General features: G+C 35.1%; 15 protein-coding genes. 9 read left to right on the forward strand and 6 right to left on the reverse strand.

What is annotated here, in order from left to right; genetic code table 11:
• Positions 1–85 precede the first annotated feature (85 nt).
• Both FJR47_RS04170 and FJR47_RS04175 read left to right on the forward strand, forming a co-directional pair.
• The gene (locus FJR47_RS04170) at positions 86–3,310 is read left to right on the forward strand and encodes a cadherin-like domain-containing protein (protein ID WP_152299203.1); all 3,225 of its coding nucleotides are present in this window, start codon (positions 86–88) and stop codon (positions 3,308–3,310) included.
• 127 nt (positions 3,311–3,437) lie between these two features.
• The gene (locus FJR47_RS04175) at positions 3,438–5,093 is read left to right on the forward strand and encodes a cadherin repeat domain-containing protein (RefSeq protein ID WP_152299204.1); all 1,656 of its coding nucleotides are present in this window, start codon (positions 3,438–3,440) and stop codon (positions 5,091–5,093) included.
• Positions 5,094–5,098: 5 nt separating this feature from the next.
• Here the strand turns inward: FJR47_RS04175 and FJR47_RS04180 are convergent, their stop codons facing one another.
• From FJR47_RS04180 to FJR47_RS04200, 5 genes are all read right to left on the reverse strand, one after another.
• Entirely contained in the window at positions 5,099–5,710 is a 612-nt protein-coding gene (locus FJR47_RS04180) for a response regulator transcription factor (protein ID WP_152299205.1), read from the reverse strand.
• 4 nt (positions 5,711–5,714) lie between these two features.
• Positions 5,715–7,097, reverse strand: a complete 1,383-nt coding sequence (locus FJR47_RS04185) for an HlyD family type I secretion periplasmic adaptor subunit (RefSeq protein WP_152299206.1) — start codon at positions 7,095–7,097, stop codon at positions 5,715–5,717.
• Positions 7,087–9,267: a type I secretion system permease/ATPase gene (locus FJR47_RS04190; protein ID WP_152299207.1), complete on the reverse strand. Its 2,181-nt coding sequence runs from the start codon at positions 9,265–9,267 to the stop codon at positions 7,087–7,089. The genes FJR47_RS04185 and FJR47_RS04190 overlap by 11 nt, the downstream gene beginning before the upstream one ends.
• A complete protein-coding gene (locus tag FJR47_RS04195) occupies positions 9,257–10,567 on the reverse strand; it encodes a TolC family outer membrane protein (RefSeq protein WP_152299208.1) in 1,311 nt (436 codons plus the stop codon). The genes FJR47_RS04190 and FJR47_RS04195 overlap by 11 nt, the downstream gene beginning before the upstream one ends.
• A 382-nt stretch (positions 10,568–10,949) precedes the next feature.
• A complete protein-coding gene (locus FJR47_RS04200; RefSeq protein ID WP_152299209.1) occupies positions 10,950–12,098 on the reverse strand; it encodes a hypothetical protein in 1,149 nt (382 codons plus the stop codon).
• Between the two features lie 189 nt (positions 12,099–12,287).
• Here FJR47_RS04200 and FJR47_RS04205 point away from each other — a divergent pair, with 189 nt between their 5' ends.
• Complete coding sequence (locus tag FJR47_RS04205) at positions 12,288–12,896, forward strand: hypothetical protein (protein WP_152299210.1); 609 nt, start codon at positions 12,288–12,290, stop codon at positions 12,894–12,896.
• A gap of 199 nt (positions 12,897–13,095) precedes the next feature.
• Here FJR47_RS04205 and FJR47_RS09810 read toward each other — a convergent pair whose 3' ends face one another.
• Positions 13,096–13,353, reverse strand: coding sequence for a helix-turn-helix domain-containing protein (locus FJR47_RS09810; protein WP_152300277.1), 258 nt, complete (start codon positions 13,351–13,353; stop codon positions 13,096–13,098).
• A gap of 133 nt (positions 13,354–13,486) precedes the next feature.
• Here FJR47_RS09810 and FJR47_RS04215 point away from each other — a divergent pair, with 133 nt between their 5' ends.
• From FJR47_RS04215 to hsdR, 6 genes are all read left to right on the forward strand, one after another.
• The gene (locus FJR47_RS04215) at positions 13,487–13,771 is read left to right on the forward strand and encodes a hypothetical protein (RefSeq protein ID WP_152299211.1); all 285 of its coding nucleotides are present in this window, start codon (positions 13,487–13,489) and stop codon (positions 13,769–13,771) included.
• On the forward strand, positions 13,771–14,052 hold the full coding sequence (locus FJR47_RS04220) for a hypothetical protein (RefSeq protein WP_152299212.1): 282 nt from the start codon (positions 13,771–13,773) through the stop codon (positions 14,050–14,052). The genes FJR47_RS04215 and FJR47_RS04220 overlap by 1 nt, the downstream gene beginning before the upstream one ends.
• Positions 14,053–14,407: 355 nt before the next feature.
• Complete coding sequence (locus FJR47_RS04225; RefSeq protein ID WP_152299213.1) at positions 14,408–15,178, forward strand: type IV toxin-antitoxin system AbiEi family antitoxin domain-containing protein; 771 nt, start codon at positions 14,408–14,410, stop codon at positions 15,176–15,178.
• Positions 15,168–16,088, forward strand: a complete 921-nt coding sequence (locus FJR47_RS04230; RefSeq protein ID WP_152299214.1) for a nucleotidyl transferase AbiEii/AbiGii toxin family protein — start codon at positions 15,168–15,170, stop codon at positions 16,086–16,088. Before FJR47_RS04225 ends, FJR47_RS04230 begins: the two co-directional genes overlap by 11 nt.
• A 15-nt stretch (positions 16,089–16,103) precedes the next feature.
• Complete coding sequence (locus FJR47_RS04235; RefSeq protein ID WP_152299215.1) at positions 16,104–16,328, forward strand: hypothetical protein; 225 nt, start codon at positions 16,104–16,106, stop codon at positions 16,326–16,328.
• A 69-nt stretch (positions 16,329–16,397) separates the two neighbouring features.
• The gene (gene hsdR, locus FJR47_RS04240; RefSeq protein WP_152299216.1) at positions 16,398–18,776 is read left to right on the forward strand and encodes an EcoAI/FtnUII family type I restriction enzme subunit R; all 2,379 of its coding nucleotides are present in this window, start codon (positions 16,398–16,400) and stop codon (positions 18,774–18,776) included.
• The last annotated feature ends 18 nt before the right edge of the window (positions 18,777–18,794 follow it).

Raw genomic sequence — 18,794 nt, forward strand, 5'->3', positions numbered from 1 at the left:
TCTATCATATAAGTACCAAAGTACTATTTACATGTTTAAAAGCATATGTTAATATTTTCGTATAAATAAAATACGGAGGTGCAAAATGGCTACTGGAAAAATTGTAGGACAGATAGAAGTATCAGAGGGTAATATTAAAATTTTAGGTGTTGATGGTGTTGTTCGTGAACCAGGATTTGAAGGTTACTTATATGAAAATGAGCAGGTAATCAGTGAAGATCCTACAGCTCTGTTTCAGATTAAGTTTTTAGCACTTCCGGAGGCATCAGCATATACGGGCGTATTTAGAATTTTAGCAGACGGTTCCGTTATCCACGGCAGAGATGCAATGGAAAGCATAGCAAGTGATGAGAGTTTGGTTGAGATTTTAGAAACAGCTGAAGTTAAAGAAGATAGTGAAGATTTAGAAACAGCAGCCGGTGAAGAGGAGGCTGAAGGAAGCACTGCTTTTACTGAAACTGATATCGTTGCAGATTCCAGTGTACTTGGATTTAACAGAGGTGAAAATAGTGAGCTTGGGTTTGGCATAACAGAGTATGGCAGTGAAGATAGTACTAATGGAGTTGCGTTGCCTGCTATTACATCCCCAAATAATACTATTTTCGATGAAAATGATACAGATCCGGTTATGCAAGTAAAAGCAAGCGGTGCAAGTGCTATTGAGTATAGTATTTCAGGGTTGGACAGTGACCTTTTTGATATTAACCCTTTAACAGGTCTTTTAACTTTTAAAGACTCTCCAGATTATGAAAATCCAAAGGATTTCAATGAAGACAATGAATACAATATGTATGTAACTGCTACAGATTCATTTGGAAACTATACAACACAGCTTCTTTCTGTGTTCGTTAATAATGTCAATGAGCCTGTAACTGCATATGATGATACTGTTGATGCAATAGAAGACATTGTCCTTAATTCAACAATCAATTTAAATGAAAATGATTATGATGTCGACGGTGATGATCTAACTGTTGAGGCAGGCACATATACAACTGCGCAAGGCGGAACAATAGTCATTGCCGAAGATGGCAGTTACACTTATACACCTAAAACGAACTTTAATGGAACGGATAGTGTGAACTATACAGTAACAGATGGGGAGTTTAGTGATGTAGGCACATTGACAATTAATGTTGTTCCTGCGAATGATGCACCGGTTATTACTGATGGACCAGATATAGATTCATTAAATGAAACAAATGCAGCACTTATTGCTACAGGGACAATGACTGTTAGTGATGTTGATACTACAGATAATGTTACGGCTTCAGTTGATGGGATTGTTGTAACAGGTACTTCAGACAGAACTGATGCGGCTGCTCCGACGGATGCTCAATTAAAAGCAATGTTTAGTGTTACGCCAACGGATATTATAGATGGAACTGAAAACAGTGATACATTAACATGGAACTTTAATTCAGGCAGTGAAGCGTTTGATTACTTGGCAGCGGGTGAAACTTTAATTCTTACTTATACAGTTAAAGCGACGGATGATGCTGGAACACCATTGTCAGATACAGAGACTGTAACAATAACGATTACAGGTACAAACGATAAACCAACTATTGAAAGTAATACAATCTATGCAACTGAAGATATAGATTACACTATAACTTTAGCAGACTTCATAGGCTTTGATGATATAGACGGTGATGAGATGAGTGCTATTAGAATTGATACATTACCTTCTAACGGTGTTTTAAACTTGGATGGTGATCCTGTGGCTGTGGGAGATGAAATTTCTGTAGTTGATATTAATAGCGGTCTTTTGTACTTAACTACTCCAAATAATGGTAGTGACACCTCTTTTACATTTAGTGCAAGTGATGGTACGGATTGGAGCTCATCACAAACAATGAATATTGATATTACTCCTGTTACTGATACTGTTAAAACTGATACTTTGAGTGTGATTATGGATGTATTGCCTCCGGTAATAGATACTAGTACATTAACTATGAGTGATGATATAAATACAGCATCGAATATTTTTGAAACAGCAGATGGTCTAAAGTTGACCGGTCCTGTTGGAACAGTTGTACAGGTTAATACAGAAGGTAATGGTCTTGGTATTGACAGCAATAGCGGAAGTGGTGATGCAAGAGATATTGATGGTGCTTTAACAGAGTGGCTTCAAATAGAGTTTCCAACAAGTACTACGCTCAATACAATAAATATAGATATTAAGCACGCAAGCGACGATGTAATGACAATACAATTGTATGATGCATCTGCTGCTGCTATTACTTCTGGAATTACTTATCAAATTGATGGTAAAGGAACAGTTTATATTTTAGGCAGTGATGGTCTTATAGATGGTTCTTTACTTAGTGGTAATGCTGCACATACAATTACAATAAGTAGTACAACTGCTTTTGCAAAGATGTTGATTTCTGATGATGATAGTGGTGCAAGTGCTGGTACGGATGGATTTAGTGTACTTAATGTATATGGCACTGTATCATCAACACCTGATAGTTATGACTCAGTCATACATCTAAATGGTTTAGGGTTGGGTGACACTGATGGAAGTGAGGAAATTTCAACTATTACATTAAGCGGCTTTCCTGCAGGTTCAACAATAACATTATCAGATGGTGTAACTGAAATTGAAGCAGATGGATATGGAAATTGGGTTATTGATGCAGCCGACCTTGGATTAAGTTCTACTTTAACAGACCTAAACGATGTAGAAATGACCTTAACAAGTCCAATAGCTATATCTAGTACTTTTGTGCCTACAGTAGATATAGTAACAACTGAAATTGGTGCAGGTGTTCCTGATTCACATACAATATTAGGCGGAACAGCGGATGATGTTTTGACTGGTGAAGAGGGTAATGACTATATCGATGGCGGTGCAGGCGATGATATTATAATTGGTGGAGAGGGTAATGACTATATCGATGGTGGCGCTGGCGATGACACTATTGACGGTGGTGCGGGCAATGACACTATTGAATATGATACTTTAGATACACTGATAGATGCAGGAGATGGCAGCGATGCGCTTATAGGAAATGCAGAAACTATCAATCTTGCTAATGTAGACAATATTGAAGTGATTCAGCTAAGTTCTGGTGCGACGGTAATTGGCAGTGGTGATGCTAATGCAATTAATCCAAGTGATGTTATGGATGCAACGGATGGAAATAATACATTAGTGATTGAATCTTCAGATGAAGGTGCATATACAATTAATGTGGATACTACTTTATTACAGTTTAGTGAAAATGTAGATGGTTATAATATTTATACCGATGATACTGTTACTTTAAAAATAGAAGACAGTATTATAGTAGAGTAATAATTTCTATTTTACTTGCAGTCAATCACGACTGCAAGTAACTCCTTTTTATCAATACTAAAGTACTATTTACATGTAAATTTATATATGTTAGTATTTTTGTATAAATAAAACTCGGAGGTGCAAAATGGCTACTGGAAAAATTGTAGGGCAGATACAGGTTACAGAGGGGAATATTAAAATTGTGGGTATAGATGGAGTTGTTCGCGAACCTGTGTATGGCAGTTTTATGTACGAAGATGAACAGATTATAAGCGATGATGCAGGTGCTCTGTTTCAGATTAAGTTTTTAGCACTTCCGGAGGCATCAGCATATACCGGTGTATTTAGAATTTTGGCAGACGGTTCCGTTATCCACGGCAGAGATGCAATGCAAAGCATAGCTAGTGATGAGAGTTTGGTTGAAATTTTAGAAACAGCTGAAGTTAAAGAAGATAGTGAAGATTTAGAAACAGCAGCCGGTGAAGAGGAAGCTGAAGGAAGCACTGCTTTTACTGAAACTGATATCGTTGCAGATTCCAGTGTACTTGGATTTAGCAGGGGACCTAATAGTGAGCTTGGATTTGGCATAACCGAATTTGGTACAGAAGATGTTACTTATAACATTGCAGAACTCGATGTCACTTCTGCGGATGTCACTCCTCCGGTAATCACATCTTCTAACATAGCTCTTTTTAATGAGACAGATACAACTCCTGTTATGCGGGTTACGGCAAGTAGTGAAAATGCTATCAGTTACAGTATATCAGGAGAAGATAGTGAACTATTTACTATTGATCCAGTAAGTGGTGTTTTAAGCTTTAAAGAGGCGCCTGACTATGAAAATCCAAAAGATTTGGATAGTGATAATGAGTATAACCTATATGTAACAGCAACAGACTCAGCGGGGAACTATACAACTCAACTTTTATCAGTTCCTATTAACAATATTACAGGAAATGTAGAGACTGCTCCAGCTGATAGCTTAGTTCTGCATACATTTGACAGCCCTCCAGGCAATAATAATGAAGGTTGGATTGGCGAAGGTAATGAGAGCAATATGGGAGGAGGAAGCACTACAATTCCGCCAAATGAACTAGGATGGTTTACTCAAGACAGCGACACAAGATCGCATGATTTTGATCTGAGTGATCATGCAGATGAAGAGGTAAATATTTCGTTTACGCTCGGCGTAAATGAGTGGGAAGGTGATGATACCTTTATAGTAAGAGTTTATGACAGTGAAGATAGTGTCATACAAACTCAGACATACTCTCCTGATAGTGAGGGGCTTGGGTATTATGACTATGACTTTGATGTTACCGTTCCCGAAAATGGAATTATCAAGGTTGAATTTCAATCGCAAAATACTGAAGATCAGGGAGGAGACAAGGAGGCTTGGAGTATTGACAACTTTGAGATAAGTGGTCCTGATGGAGAACAGGTTCTCACATTTGAAGGAGAGAGTTCATCCGGAGGCACGATAGATATTGGGGTATTGTTAGATCAAAATAATGATTTTGAGGGTGATGCTCCAGATTCTATAGATGAAATCGATCTCTCTAGCGGTGATTATACTTTGTCAAATATCACATTGGCTGATGTTGTTGATATAACAGATGGTGACAATGTACTAAAAGTTACGGGAGAGAGTGGTGATGGAGTAAATAATTTGACAGATAACGGATGGATACCTGATCCTTCACCTACAGTTACAGAAGATGGTTATGCTACATATACAAATATAGATGATCCGAGTGTGCAGCTTCTTATCGATGTAGATATACCGATTGAAACAGTTTAATTTTGCTATTTAAACTTTAGTGCAAGAGAGATTCTGTCAGTTACATTTGCCTTTTCAAATATATTGTGAATATGGCTTTTAACTGTAGATAACGCAATTTTCTCTCTTTGCGCAATCTCTTTATTACTTAAACCTTCAGCCACCATAAATGTGATGCTTTTTTCTTTTTCTGTTAAAGATGATACAAAGTCAGGTTCATCTTTCTTTTTGTTTTGAATATATTTATTAATAATAAAATAGGTCAAATCAGGAAAAAGCCAGTTGTTTCCATTTTCAACTGTAGAGAGCATTTTTAGCAAGTTTTCTTTGTTTATATAGGAGTTTTCATATCCTTTGATGCCGTTTCCAAGCAGAGTTGATGCATGATAAACTTCAGGCACGGCATTAAAGAGTAAAATTATTGCATGCGGATACTCTTTTAACTTCACTAGCGTCTCTTCAATATTTAGTACACTCATCTCATCTAACATTACAATAACTCTGTTTTTATCTTTTGTCAGATACTCTCTCAATTGATCAAAGTTATCTATAGAAACTGTGTCATATGAATCTTTTAAAGCATTCTCCCAGTGTTTTAAAATAGATGACATTGTTGTAAATAGTATTATCTTTTTCATAAGGTTACCTTTCGCTTAGTACATTTTCCCGTGCACGCAATATTGGTTTTAATATATAATCCAGAACAGTTTTTTTACCGGTCATAATATCAACACTTGCAGTCATACCGACAATTATATTAAGTTTTTTATATTCATTTCCTAAGTAGTTTTTATCAGTTTTTATGCGGACAAGATAGTAGTTCTGTCTGCTGACTTCATCATAAATAGTATCAGCACTAATATGGGTCACTGTACCTTCAAGTGAACCGTATATTGCAAAATCATAAGCAGAAAATTTTACAATAGCTCTTTGACCAGGAAATAAAAAAGCAATATCAGCAGGTCTGATTTTTGCTTCAATAAGTAAATTGTCCTGTGAAGGAACAATTTCTATAATATCCATTCCTGGCTTAACAACACCGCCTACTGTATTTACAAGTAGTCGTTTAACTTTTCCATCAACAGGGGAGCGCACAAATGTGCGCTTGACTTTATCCTCTCTGGCAATATTTGCTCTCTCTATTCGAGACATTTCAGCTACAACTTCATTGAACTCCTCTTTAGCGGCATTGCGAAATCGCAATTCAACTTCTTTGATGTTATTTCTTTGCTCCTCTATAATAGAGTTGAGGCGCGGAATAGAGAGTTTTGTTGATCTCATTTGTCCTTCGATGCTGCTGGCTTCTCTTTGAAGTTTCAGATATTCAACTTCTGATACTATTCCTTTATCAACAAGCGGCTTATTGAGCTGCAGCTCTCTTGTGATAAAATTAAAATTTTTTGTAAGATTATCCAGTTTTGCTTCAGCCTCTTTTAACTCATCTTTTTTTTGTTTTAAGCGGCGCTGATAGATAAGTATATTGTTTTCGAGCTGCTCTTTGTTGCTTAGATATAAAGATTTTTCACGGTTTATAAGTTCCGGTGCATTTTTTTTAACTGTTTCATTTACTTTAAAAGGTGTTCCGGTTGATTCTGCTAATAGTCGAATTGATTTCGCTTGAAGTTCATTGTAGCGGAGCTTGCTCTCTATAAAACTGCTTACAAAACTTGTGTCATCTATTTTTATAAGGATATCGCCTTTTTTTACATTTTCTCCCTCTTCAACAAGGATTTCGCTTACAATTCCGCCTTCAAGATTTTGTATGACTTGAATTTGGGTAGATGGAATAACTTTGCCTTCGCCGCGAGTTAGATCATCAATTTCCGCATAGTATGCCCAGTAAATAAGCCAGCCAATGAAAAAAGCACCGATCCATAACATTATTTTGGTTGATAGTGTACTCTGGTTTAAAAGCGCAGCACTGACAGAGTTCATATACTCTAAATCTTCTTCATTTTTTATACGAAGATTTTTAATATCTTTTTTTTTGTAAGAGTATTCTACAAAGTTATCTTCAAGACCCATGAGCTACTCTTTTTTGTTGTGTTTGCAGTTGTTTTATAACATTATCATGCGTATCATCCAAAATAATTCTTCCTCTGTCAAGCAAAATCAATCTTTGTGTAAGCGCAAGCAGAATGTTTTTATGCGATATTAAAACCATTGTTCTCTCTTTTTGATAACTGTTTATAGCTCTGATAAAATGGTTTTCATGCGTGCTGTCCATAGAGTTTGTCGGTTCATCTAGCAGAATAATAGGCGCTTGGTGTATAAACGCTCTTGCGATTGAGATGGATTGTTTCTGTCCGCCGGAGAGTCCGTCGCCTCTTTCACCAACAGGCATGTCGTAACCCATAGGATGAGCATTGGCAAAATCGCTTACGCCGCTTAACTTAGCTACATGTAAAATATCTTCATCACTTGCTCCCGGGGAGCGTAAAACAATATTTTCTTTTAGCGTTCCTTGAAACAAAACAACATCTTGCGGTACATAGGAGATATTGCGTCTTAAATCTGCCGGATCTATCTGTTTTATGTCAATTCCGTCTATTAAAATAGATCCTTCCGTTGGCTCATACAAACCCAATATAAGTTTTTCGATAGTCGTCTTGCCGGATCCGTTTGTTCCTATAATGCCGACAGATTCTCCGGGATTTATAACAAAGCTTATATCTTCTAGGATTTTATTGTCAGTTTCAGGATAGGTAAAACTTACATGCTTAAACTCTATTTTTCCTTTAAAAGATGGACGCTGAACATAGTTTTTTGCTTCTTCGCGTTCAACTGAGAGCTTCATAATGGTATTGATAACATCATATGCAGTTTTTGTTTGTTGAAAATTCGCAATAAGTGCAGCCACTTGACCAAGCGGGGCAAGCGTTCTTGAGCCAAGCATAACAACAGCTATCAATCCACCCATTGTTAGAGATTTTTCTCCTATTGCATAAACTCCGCCGATTATTAAAGATGCAGTATTTAACTGAACTATAAAATTTACAAATGTTGAAATAGAGTTTGATAAAATTTTGGATTTTAGACCTTTTTGCGCAACATCACCTGTAGCCTCTTCCCATTTCCATTGATATTGACCGCTTATACCCAAGGCTTTTATCGTCTCTAATGCGGTGAGTGACTCAATTAAAACAGCATTTTTATGTGCAGAAGCTTCATATGTGTTTTGAACACTGCGTCTCATCGGTTTTTCAACAATGATGCTGTAAATGATAATAATTAAAGCACCAACGATAGGAATAAAAATCAACCAGCCACCAATTATATATATAATAAATAAAAAGATTAGGGTAAAGGGCAGATCAATAATGGTAGCAATAGATGAAGCGGTAAAAAACCCTCTAATAGAGTCGAAATCTTTTAAGTTGTTTGCAAAAGAGCCTATAGATCGAGGTTTTGATGCTATTTTTAGATTGAGAACATGCTCAAAAATAATAGAGGACATAATGACATCGCTTTTTTTGGCTGCATTTTCCAGAAAATAGGAGCGCAGAAATTTTAAAACTATATCAAATATATAAATTGCAATAATACCTGTTGCAAATACCCAAAGAGTATCCATAGCATTGTTGGGTACAACTCTGTCATAAACATTGAGAGTAAAAATCGGTGTTGCCATAACAAATAAATTTATTAAAAAAGAGGCAACAATCACATCTGCATATATACCGGAAAAGTATCTTAGTGTTCCCCAAAACCAGTGATGATTTTCATGTTTGAGTAAACGGTTATGTGAATCTTTATATTGATGATTGTGTTTAAGCAGATATGCAAAATTAATATATTCAGCTTCTAAAAATTCTGTTTTTACCCAGTTTTCACCTTCACCGATTTCAGGAAGTATAATTTTTGCATATTTTCTGTCGGGACTTATTTCTGTTAAAATACAAGCTTTTTCACTCTCTGTGTCACCTTTTAAAATCAAAATAACAGGCAAAAGAAGAGGGGATATATCTTTAAATGAGTAGTCTACTAACTTAGAGCTAAATCCTGCACGCTGCGCTGCGCGATGAAAAGCAGATTTTGAACCTTTGGAATCAAGTGAAAAAAGTCTAGGAGTAGTTCTTCCAGGCGGAATAGGAAGATCAGCAATCAATGCGTCTGCACTAAAAGGACGACCATAGAGCTTGGTGAAAATCACCAAGCACTCTAGGAGCGGATTCTCAATTTTGTTACTCAACAACTACATCCATCTCTTCTAAGATTTTACCAGTATATGCTAAAATTTGGTAGTATGCGATTAGACGATCATATTCAGTTGTAACTTTGCGGTTTTTTGCACTGTTATACTCAAGTTCAATATTTAAAAGATCGATAATGCTTCTTCTTCCCAGTTCATGCTCTTTTTGATAATCAGAAACAGTTTCACCACTCGCTTTTATCGTGTTTTCTAGGTGAATTAATTGCTGTTTTGTTGATTCAAATGTTTGCCAAGCAATTTCTGTATAAGCTTTTATGTAGAGTTTTGCATCTGCTAGCGTACTGTTTTTATTAAGCAATCTGTGTTGATTTGCTTGTTTGTTTGCTTTGTCTGCAAAACCATTAAAGATGTTATAGTTGATAACAAGAAGAGCGTTATAACCTGACTCCTCTTCATAAGCAGCTGGGAATGGATCTCCGCTTCCTTTTGAAGTGCCGTCTATATTTTTGTCCCAGTAAGCTTCTAGTTTAATATCCGCTTGCGGATAATAAGATGCTTCTGAGCGTTTAATTGCAGCATTTGCAGCTTGAATGTCTGCTTGTGAAACATCTATTGTAGGATTGTTTTGCATAGCAATCTCAACTAAAGATTCCAAATCATTAGCAGGAATATTTCCAATTGATGGTTTTTGTAAATCTGAAGCAGTTACTTCACCCGGATATATTCGTTCAAAACTAGAGATAGAGTTGTCATAATTTTGCTGTGCTAAATATTGGATACTTAGAGCATTTTCATAACGAGCTAAAGTTTGTTTATAGTCAGAACTGCGCCCAACTCCCGCTTTTACCTTTTCGTCTATTTGTGAAAGATATTTTTTATGTACTTCTACATTCTCTTTTGCGATTTGAAGCAGTTCATGATTTCTAAGAAGATCTATGTAGTATGTGGCAGTTTCAAGTGCCAGATTGTTTGCACTCTCTTTAACTTTATCGCTTGCAGATAAAACAAGTGCTTTTTGTTGTTTAAAAGCATATTTTGTGTCAAAACCTGCAAAAACATTTTGAACTAAAGTAACTGAAGCGTCTTGGCGTGTCAAATCAGACTTCTCTCTGCTGTTTGCTATAGTTTTTGTTTTTTCCGGACCAACTGAATAGGATAAATCAATTGATGGTAAATAGCCAGCTTGCGAACGAACAAGCAACTCTTTTTGAGTAAGATGATCCTCTTTTTTCATTTCAATTTGAGGGTGTGTCATAACTGACTTTTGAACCGCCTCCGTAATTGTCATAGCGCTCAATACTGCCGGTATCAAAGTTATAAGAACGAGTGATAAACCTTTCATTTGTTATCCTTTAATGTTAAATATGTTTTAGTATACTGTTGAATATATTAAGTTGTTCTTAACTTAATGTAACTTAATTTAGTTTATGCATAGATTTTCAATAATTGTAAAAATATAGATACATTTTTATAAACAAGAAAAATATAAGAAAGGATTAAATATTGAAAATACAAGTCTATTACGATTATAAAGTAGGCTTTAATTTTTAAACAAAATACTTAAAAATGGGGATGTCTGCACATTATAATTTCTATTTTTAGCGAAAAAACGTAAAACTTGAGGCATAGTATGGGCAGAGTAAATGACACAGATGATTGAACACTATCTGTGAGTTCTGTTTTGCAAGTTTAGCAAGATTTTCAAGTTCTGCAAATATAATTTTCTAAAGTTGAACTACATCTTTCATAAAATCTTCTATATTCTTTTCGTAAGCTAAGTAAGGCTTTCTAGCAGCTTCAGGCGACAAATTGACTAATTGAACAATAAATAGGATTAGACTTTCAAGTAAAGTATTTAAATCTTCTAATTTAAGCTCAGAATGAAGTCCAGAATTAAATTGTGAAATTAATTTATCAAGTTTATTGCCTACTTCTTGGATATGGATTGTATCTAAAGAGTTATCGCTAACTACTGTTTCGATATATGCCCATAATCTATTTTTGTATTGTTGTTGCCCAATTTTTCTTCCATTATGTAATTGATCCGAAGCTGGAAATAAATAATCTGCACATTGTTCCAATATTCTTCTTCCAGATAATGCACATTGTGCTATATCTTCTTCGGTTTCTACGCGTTCGTAGGTTCTTGCTAGTGCTGCGAAAGAGTTAAACAGTTTAGGATGTAACTCTTCTAATGAGATTATCAAGTCATCTAAAATATCATCTGTTAAAGTATTTATCTTTAACAAAATATTTTTTGTATCTTGAACTCTAGTATAGTGTTCTAAGGTGTCATAATCATCAAAAATTGTTTGCATTGCACCCATATCTTCGAAAATAACTTCATAGCCAAAGTTTTCAAAATATTCTTTTGTACTTAAATCAGGATCTTCATTTTCTGACATGCTAAAAAAGATAGAACTTTTTTTCCCATATAATCTATAACTTGTAATTAGAGAGTTTTTAAAAAAATAAATATGATACGGATCTTTTAAATTAATATCCATTGAACCCAAATATGAAGGATCTATTTTTAGAGAATTATGTAAAGAGATAGCCGTATTCTCATTCATATTTTGGAAAAACACACAATATATTGTTGCTTTTTTAGATATATCAGTAAGTTTAGGTTGTATTAAATAATTGAAATTGTGTGGCGTATATACTTTTTTATTTAATTCATAAAAATATTCATAAGTTGGTGTCTTACTTCTTGAAGCAGTTGAAAAAGTCAATATATCACCTACTGACACTTTGATGTTTCTATTGCTTTGCTGAACAATATTTTGTTTTAATATTAGCTTTAAAATTGGGTACCCATAAAAGCCATTATATTTTTCATGGTCTGAATTAAATAAAAATGCAACATTCATTATAAATTGCCTATTACTAAAATGTTGCTATATTGTACCTTTTTGAAACATAGAAAAATATTTACTGTGTCACTGCATATCACTATGTATCAATAAAAATTTAACTCTAGAATTGGCACATATTTTCAAATATACTCTTTATAGATAGCGATTTTGTCCTATCAAAATAAAGGTTATTAAGGAGAAAAAATGCCTAAAATCAAATCAAAAGAAAAATCTTCACTCTTGGACATATATCCATATTCTAAGGATGCTTTTCAATATCTTTACGATAAGCTGACTGATGAAAATTTTAAAAGAAGATATATCATAAAAGATAAGCCGATCAATGCTGTAACGGGCATTATTTGGGATATTACACAAGGTGAACCAGAAATTACTGAGATCATCTCTACTATGGATAAGATGGTTGGCATCCGCTCAGAGAAAACAAAATCACGACTTGAGAAGATCATAGATACATGGCTAAAAAAAGCGTACAATTTGAAACTTCAAAATGGCTATGTAATTCATCGCTCTTTTTTGCTAAGGTTTGTAAAAACTATTTATGAAAATTACGATGAAAATATCAAACGAGCAGCCATCTATCATTTTGATAAATACAACGATAAAAACAAAAAAAAGATTAAAAGAGCTTATGAGAATATTCGCTTAAATGATTTGCAAGAAAGGTATCCAGAGTTTAATATTTTGGATGCATACGCTTATGCACTAATTACTGAAAAATTCAAAATCAAAGAGGATGATCTTATAGAGTTTGATAATATCATTTCCCTTTTAAAGTCTAAAAATGATTAAAAGGGATGAAAAACTCTGCCGAGTAACGATTTTTTCTGACACTATGCTAGAAAGTCCTTAATATAGGGATTTCTCAGTATCGGTTTAGTAAGCATTTTATTTTAGGGGATAAAATCAAGTATATAAATACTTCTTTTTGTCCTTTTTCAAGGATGAAATCACGCTTATTATGAACGACAGTGAATAGCGACGGACTAAATTATTTTTGAAGTATAAAAAAATCTCTAATATCTACTTGAAGTACATTAGCGATTTTATAGAGTTGTTCTATGTTGTAGTGTTTGTTTTCATGCCCAGCTTCAATCTTTGCAATTGTACTTACAGTTTTATGACCGATAGAATGAGCTAAATTTAATTGGGATATATTTTTTTGTTTGCGTATCTCTTTAACATTATCAGCTATTTTGCGGTGCAGTTCTTGTATCTCTTCCTGTGAGATTTCCTGTAAATTTTCTATGTAAAAAGTCCTGTAACATTTTTACTTGATTATATAGAATCACATAAATTAATAAAATTCCCTATAGTGAAATATTTTTTAAGCTAAATCCTTTTATAATAAATCTATAAAACAAATATATAAGGAGCAAAAAATGGCAGAGTATTTTGCAAATGTAATAGCAAGACTAATTGTAAGCTATTTGACTTTATTGGTTATGTCATTAGCGATTTTGGCAGGCTACTGGATCATTGAAAATTATAATGCAATGATCGAATTTATCAAATACATAAGTGATAATACTTTTGCACATATCGTTGTATGGATGCCGTTTGTATTTGCTTGGTTCAAGCCAGATAAAAGAGGTAATGCTAATGCTTACTACCAGAGACAAGCTAATTTTTGGGCAATGCATGACACTATGGGAGGAAGATGGTAATGATAAAAATATTTTTAGCTTTTTTAGTGTTAGCTGGGATTGCAAGTGCTACAGAGGTAGCTATATGTCAATTTAAGACAGAATATTCTGGTTTCGTAGAAGATAAGATAACTTGTCCAGGATCTTTTGAAAAAGTTACTACAATCAAAGATATGTATGCTGATGGATGGAAGTTTAAAGGTAGTTACAGAACTAATATGTATGAAGCAGGTGGACAATATAGAGGCACTAAGGTAATTAAGGAATATACCTATATAGTAATGGAAAAAGAAGATAAGTAATTTTGTTTAATGCGGCATATTACTATGTTCAAAAAATAATTAGTCGTATTTTGTTAGAATATAAAAAGTATTAAATCACTTCGTTTGGGAAATTGATATGCCATTTTTAGCTTTACTCTTTGTACTGTTCATTTTTGCTTTACTGAAAGGGGAGAGCAATAGTGCTTTAGTAATATTGATTATGATCGTCGCAGCACTTTTTGCAATATACTACAAACCGTTTAGAGACTCTTTGAGAGAGTTTTTTTAGTTTGTTTCTAAAATATCTATTTTTATAAATTAATATTTTATAAAAATCTAAAAAATAGAAACAATCCTCTTGCTTTTGTTTTTAAAAATAGATAAAATATAAATTATGAATTTACAAAATGATATAAAAATAAAACAACTATATCAAATGTTACCAGAGTCAGTTGTGGCTCCAGCTTCTTGGCTTGCAGAGCAAGGATACTCTATGCAACTGCTTTATCAGTACACCAAAAGCGGTTGGCTCCAAAAAACCTCAAGAGGCTCATACATAAGAGGCGATGCGAAGCCATCTTGGCAGGGTGCTGTTTTAGGACTACAAAAACTTAGCCATGAGCCATTTCACATAGGTGGCATAACATCACTCAATCTTCAAGGTTATGCTCATTATCTTCCACTGAACAACTCACAAACTATATATTTGTACGGTACTCAAAAACTTCCAGCATGGTTTAAAAACATAGAGCTTGAACAAAAGTTTAATGTGATGAAAAAGCCATATTTTGAGAAAGTAGGTCTGAAAAGTATCCCATCTAATATAAAAGATTGGGAGATGGTAGTTTCCTCTCCTGAGAGAGCTATCATGGAGCTTCTTTATCAAGTAAAACCAGATGGACTAAGTTTTGAGTTTGCAGCAGAGATATTTGAGGGATTAACAACTCTTCGTCCATCTTTGATCAATGAACTTTTAACTATGTGTGAAAATATAAGAGTCAAACGCTTGTTTCTTTTTTTGACAAGTTACTTTAATCATCCTTGGGCAAAGCATGTAAAAAAAGAGGGCTTAGAACTCGGAACTGGCAGGATGCAGGTCGTAAAAAATGGTGTCTTTGACAACGAGTTTTTAATAACAGTACCAAAGGAGTACCATGCTAGATAAAAATTCTATTTATTACAAACAAGTGCAACTACTCTTAGAGGTGCTGCCGTTTGTCTCACAAGAAGAGTGCTTTGCTCTCAAAGGCGGTACGGCTATCAATATGTTTGTAAGAAATATGCCAAGACTTTCAGTAGATATAGACCTTATGTATCTGAGAGTAGAAGATCGACAAACGAGCCTTCAAAACATTGCTGAGTCGTTTGAAAGAATTGCTCGCTCAATTGAGTCGTCAATACGAGGTACAAAAGTACATAGGCTAGATCAACAAGGAGACGGGATACTGTCTAAACTTCAAGTTGAGAAAAACGGTGTCCGCATCAAAATAGAAGCATCACCTGTTACTAGAGGAACGGTAAGGGAACCAAGTGTACTCAGTGTATCGGCAAGAGTGGAAGAAGAGTTTGGTTTTGCAGAGACTAGCGTAGTTCACTTGGATGACTTGTATGCTGGAAAACTCTGTGCAGCACTTGATAGACAACACCCAAGAGACTTTTTTGATGTAAGAGGGCTGCTTGACAATGAAGGTATAAGCGATACTCTTATGGATGTTTTTATAGTTTATCTCATAAGCAGCAATCAGCCTATATCAAAACTACTGCAACCAAACTTGATAGACATCGAGAGGATCTATGCTGAACAGTTTGTTGGGATGCCCATATTTCCTATGCCATTGGAAGTATTAGAAGCAACCAGAGTTGAGCTAATTAGCACAATTCGTTCTAAACTTACCAAAAACCATCGTGATTTTTTGATATGTTTTAAAGAGGGTAATCCAGACTGGAGTTTGCTTCCTTTTGAAAACATAGAAGAGCTTCCATCTGTAAAGTGGAAAATGCTCAACCTTAAAAAAATGCAAAAAAATAAAAAAGACGAAGCTATACAAAAACTAAAAGATACACTAGCAATCTGAAAAGGAGAGATAACTATGGGGCAAGTTCAAACTGTGATGCAAGAAGAGTTTACAAAAAACTACGATTTTTACAAAGATTATGATGATATGGTGATCCACAAAGAGACAGAACAAATCTTTAAAACCAACTTCATAAACGGTATGGTTCAGCTAGTATCAGTGAGCAATCATACGGCTATGGAAAAGATCGAGCAAGGGCTTAGTGAGTTTGCTAAAGAACTCAAAAGGCAAGGGTTTTAAAAGCAAAAAATAACGCTTTTATGCAATATATGATAATATAAAAAACAATAATAATTTTAGGTTTGTAGTATGTCAAAGAAGAATTTAACAGAAAGAGATATTTGTACAAAGTATATTACTCCAGCACTCATAGAGTCTGGCTGGAACTTGCATTCTCAATTTAGAGAAGAAGTAACATTTTTTACAAACGGTCGTATCTATGTTCACGGTAAAATGGTACGCCGAGGTGAGCAAAAAAGAGCAGACTATATCCTTTACTACAAACCAAATATTCCTATAGCTATCATCGAAGCAAAAGATAACAAACACAGCATTGGTGACGGTATGCAGCAAGGTCTAAGTTATGCAGAGATTTTAGATATACCTTTTGTGTACAGTACAAACGGTGACGGCTTTTTAGAACATGACCCAACCTTGACTCATGGTGTACTTGAAAAAGAGATAACACTAGATAGTTTTCCATCTCCAGACGAACTTTGGCAAAGATATAAAAAGTACAGAGGTATTGAGGAAGACGAGGCAGAAAAGGTAGCCCTTTCCCCTTACTACATCGACGATCCAAAAAGAGAGCCAAGGTATTATCAAAAAAATGCCATCAACAGAACTATAGAAGCCATTGCCAAAGGTCAAAAAAGAATCTTACTTGTCATGGCAACAGGTACCGGTAAAACCTACACCGCATTTCAGATCATCTACAGACTTTACAAGTCAAGAAAAGCCAAAAGAATACTCTTTCTAGCAGATAGAAACATACTTGTAGATCAAACAAAAATAGGTGACTTCAAACACTTTGGCGACAAGATGACCAAAGTTACAAACAGAACGATTGATAAATCTTTTGAGATCTATCTTTCCCTTTATCAAGCTATTACAGGCAATAGTGAAGAGAAAAAGATATTTAAAGAGTTTAGCCGTGACTTTTTTGACCTTATCGTCATAGATGAAGCACACCGTGGAAGTGCAGCAGAAGACAGCCAATGGAGAGAGATACTAGAGTATTTTGATAGTGCAGTGCAGATCGGTCTTACGGCAACGCCAAAAGAGACAAAATATGTAAGTAACATCTCATACTTTGGCGAACCAGTTTATACCTACTCTCTCAAGCAAGGGATTGATGACGGTTTCTTGGCTCCATACAAAGTGATCCGATTATCGTTAGACAAAGATGTTGAAGGGTGGCGACCATACAACGGACAAACCGATGATAAAGGTGAAGAGATCGAGGACAGAGAATACAACACAAAAGACTTCGATAAAAACCTTATCCTCACTCAAAGAACAAACCTTGTAGCTAAAAAAGTTACTGAATACCTAAACGAAAACGACCCTTACATGAAAACTATCATCTTCTGTGTAGATATAGACCATGCAGAGCGAATGCGACAAGCTCTTGTAAATGCCAACCCTGCTATGGCAAAAGAGAGTAGAAAGTATGTTATGCGAATTACTGGAGACAATGATGAGGGGAAAAAAGAGCTAGATAACTTCATAGATCCAGAATCAACTTACCCAGTTATTGCAACTACTTCAAAGCTTATGACAACGGGTGTGGATGCACAAACAACAGGACTCATTGTACTTGACAGTAATATCGGTTCAATGACGGAGTTTAAACAGATCATAGGTCGTGGTACTCGAATAAACGAGACTTACGGGAAACTCTATTTTACGATAATGGATTTTAGAAATGTGACAAGACTTTTTGCCGATCCAGACTTTGACGGTGATCCAGTGCAAATCTATGAGCCAAAAGATGATGACCCTATTACTCCTCCAGAAGATGAAATGCCAGAAGAGTTTAGTGACACTGTAAATGAGCCAAGTGAGCCTTATGGTGAAACTCCAGATGTATCGATTTCAGACGATCAAGACGGTACAAAACCTACTCGCCATATAGTAAGCGGTGTGAAAGTAAAAGTTTTAAACAAAAGAGTGCAGTACATCGGAGCAGACGGCAAGCTCATCACAGAATCACTTGTAGATTACAGCCGTAAAAACATCAAAAAAGCCTATGCGAGCTTGGATGAATTTTTGCAAGAATGGAGCACAGCAGAGCAAAAAGAAGCGATCATCAAAGCCCTAAGTGATCAAGGTGTATTTTTCGATGAGCTTGAGAGTGAGGTTGGAAAAGAGGGGTTGGATCCGTTTGACCTTATATGTCATATAGCATTTGACAGACCAGCACTCACAAGAGCCGAGCGTGCAGGTAAACTAAAGAAAAACAACTATTTTGAGAAATACACAGGAATCGCAAAAAAAGTTATAAACGCACTCTTAGATAAATATACCGAATCTGGTATAGAAAGTATAGAAGATATATCAGTTTTAAAAGTGCCTCCGTTTAACGAATACGGCACGATGAAAGAACTTACAAAACTTTTTGGCGGCGGCAGAGCTGGGTATCAGTCACTTATCAAAGAGATAGAACAACATTTATATGCATCATGATGGGGAGGGGAAATAGAA

The organism is Sulfurimonas xiamenensis, from assembly GCF_009258045.1.
GTDB lineage: Bacteria > Campylobacterota > Campylobacteria > Campylobacterales > Sulfurimonadaceae > Sulfurimonas > Sulfurimonas xiamenensis.

What these genes read in the sequence shown, in the direction of transcription:
- FJR47_RS04185 (WP_152299206.1), bottom strand. Translation starts at nt 7,097, where the DNA reads ATGGGTCTTGAAGATAACTTTGTAGAATACTCTTACAAAAAAAAAGAT.
- FJR47_RS04215 (WP_152299211.1), top strand. Translation starts at nt 13,487, where the DNA reads ATGGCAGAGTATTTTGCAAATGTAATAGCAAGACTAATTGTAAGCTAT.
- FJR47_RS04200 (WP_152299209.1), bottom strand. Translation starts at nt 12,098, where the DNA reads ATGAATGTTGCATTTTTATTTAATTCAGACCATGAAAAATATAATGGC.
- FJR47_RS04170 (WP_152299203.1), top strand. Translation starts at nt 86, where the DNA reads ATGGCTACTGGAAAAATTGTAGGACAGATAGAAGTATCAGAGGGTAAT.
- FJR47_RS04225 (WP_152299213.1), top strand. Translation starts at nt 14,408, where the DNA reads ATGAATTTACAAAATGATATAAAAATAAAACAACTATATCAAATGTTA.
- FJR47_RS04230 (WP_152299214.1), top strand. Translation starts at nt 15,168, where the DNA reads ATGCTAGATAAAAATTCTATTTATTACAAACAAGTGCAACTACTCTTA.
- FJR47_RS04180 (WP_152299205.1), bottom strand. Translation starts at nt 5,710, where the DNA reads ATGAAAAAGATAATACTATTTACAACAATGTCATCTATTTTAAAACAC.
- FJR47_RS04235 (WP_152299215.1), top strand. Translation starts at nt 16,104, where the DNA reads ATGGGGCAAGTTCAAACTGTGATGCAAGAAGAGTTTACAAAAAACTAC.
- FJR47_RS04205 (WP_152299210.1), top strand. Translation starts at nt 12,288, where the DNA reads ATGCCTAAAATCAAATCAAAAGAAAAATCTTCACTCTTGGACATATAT.
- FJR47_RS04175 (WP_152299204.1), top strand. Translation starts at nt 3,438, where the DNA reads ATGGCTACTGGAAAAATTGTAGGGCAGATACAGGTTACAGAGGGGAAT.
- hsdR (WP_152299216.1), top strand. Translation starts at nt 16,398, where the DNA reads ATGTCAAAGAAGAATTTAACAGAAAGAGATATTTGTACAAAGTATATT.
- FJR47_RS04220 (WP_152299212.1), top strand. Translation starts at nt 13,771, where the DNA reads ATGATAAAAATATTTTTAGCTTTTTTAGTGTTAGCTGGGATTGCAAGT.
- FJR47_RS04195 (WP_152299208.1), bottom strand. Translation starts at nt 10,567, where the DNA reads ATGAAAGGTTTATCACTCGTTCTTATAACTTTGATACCGGCAGTATTG.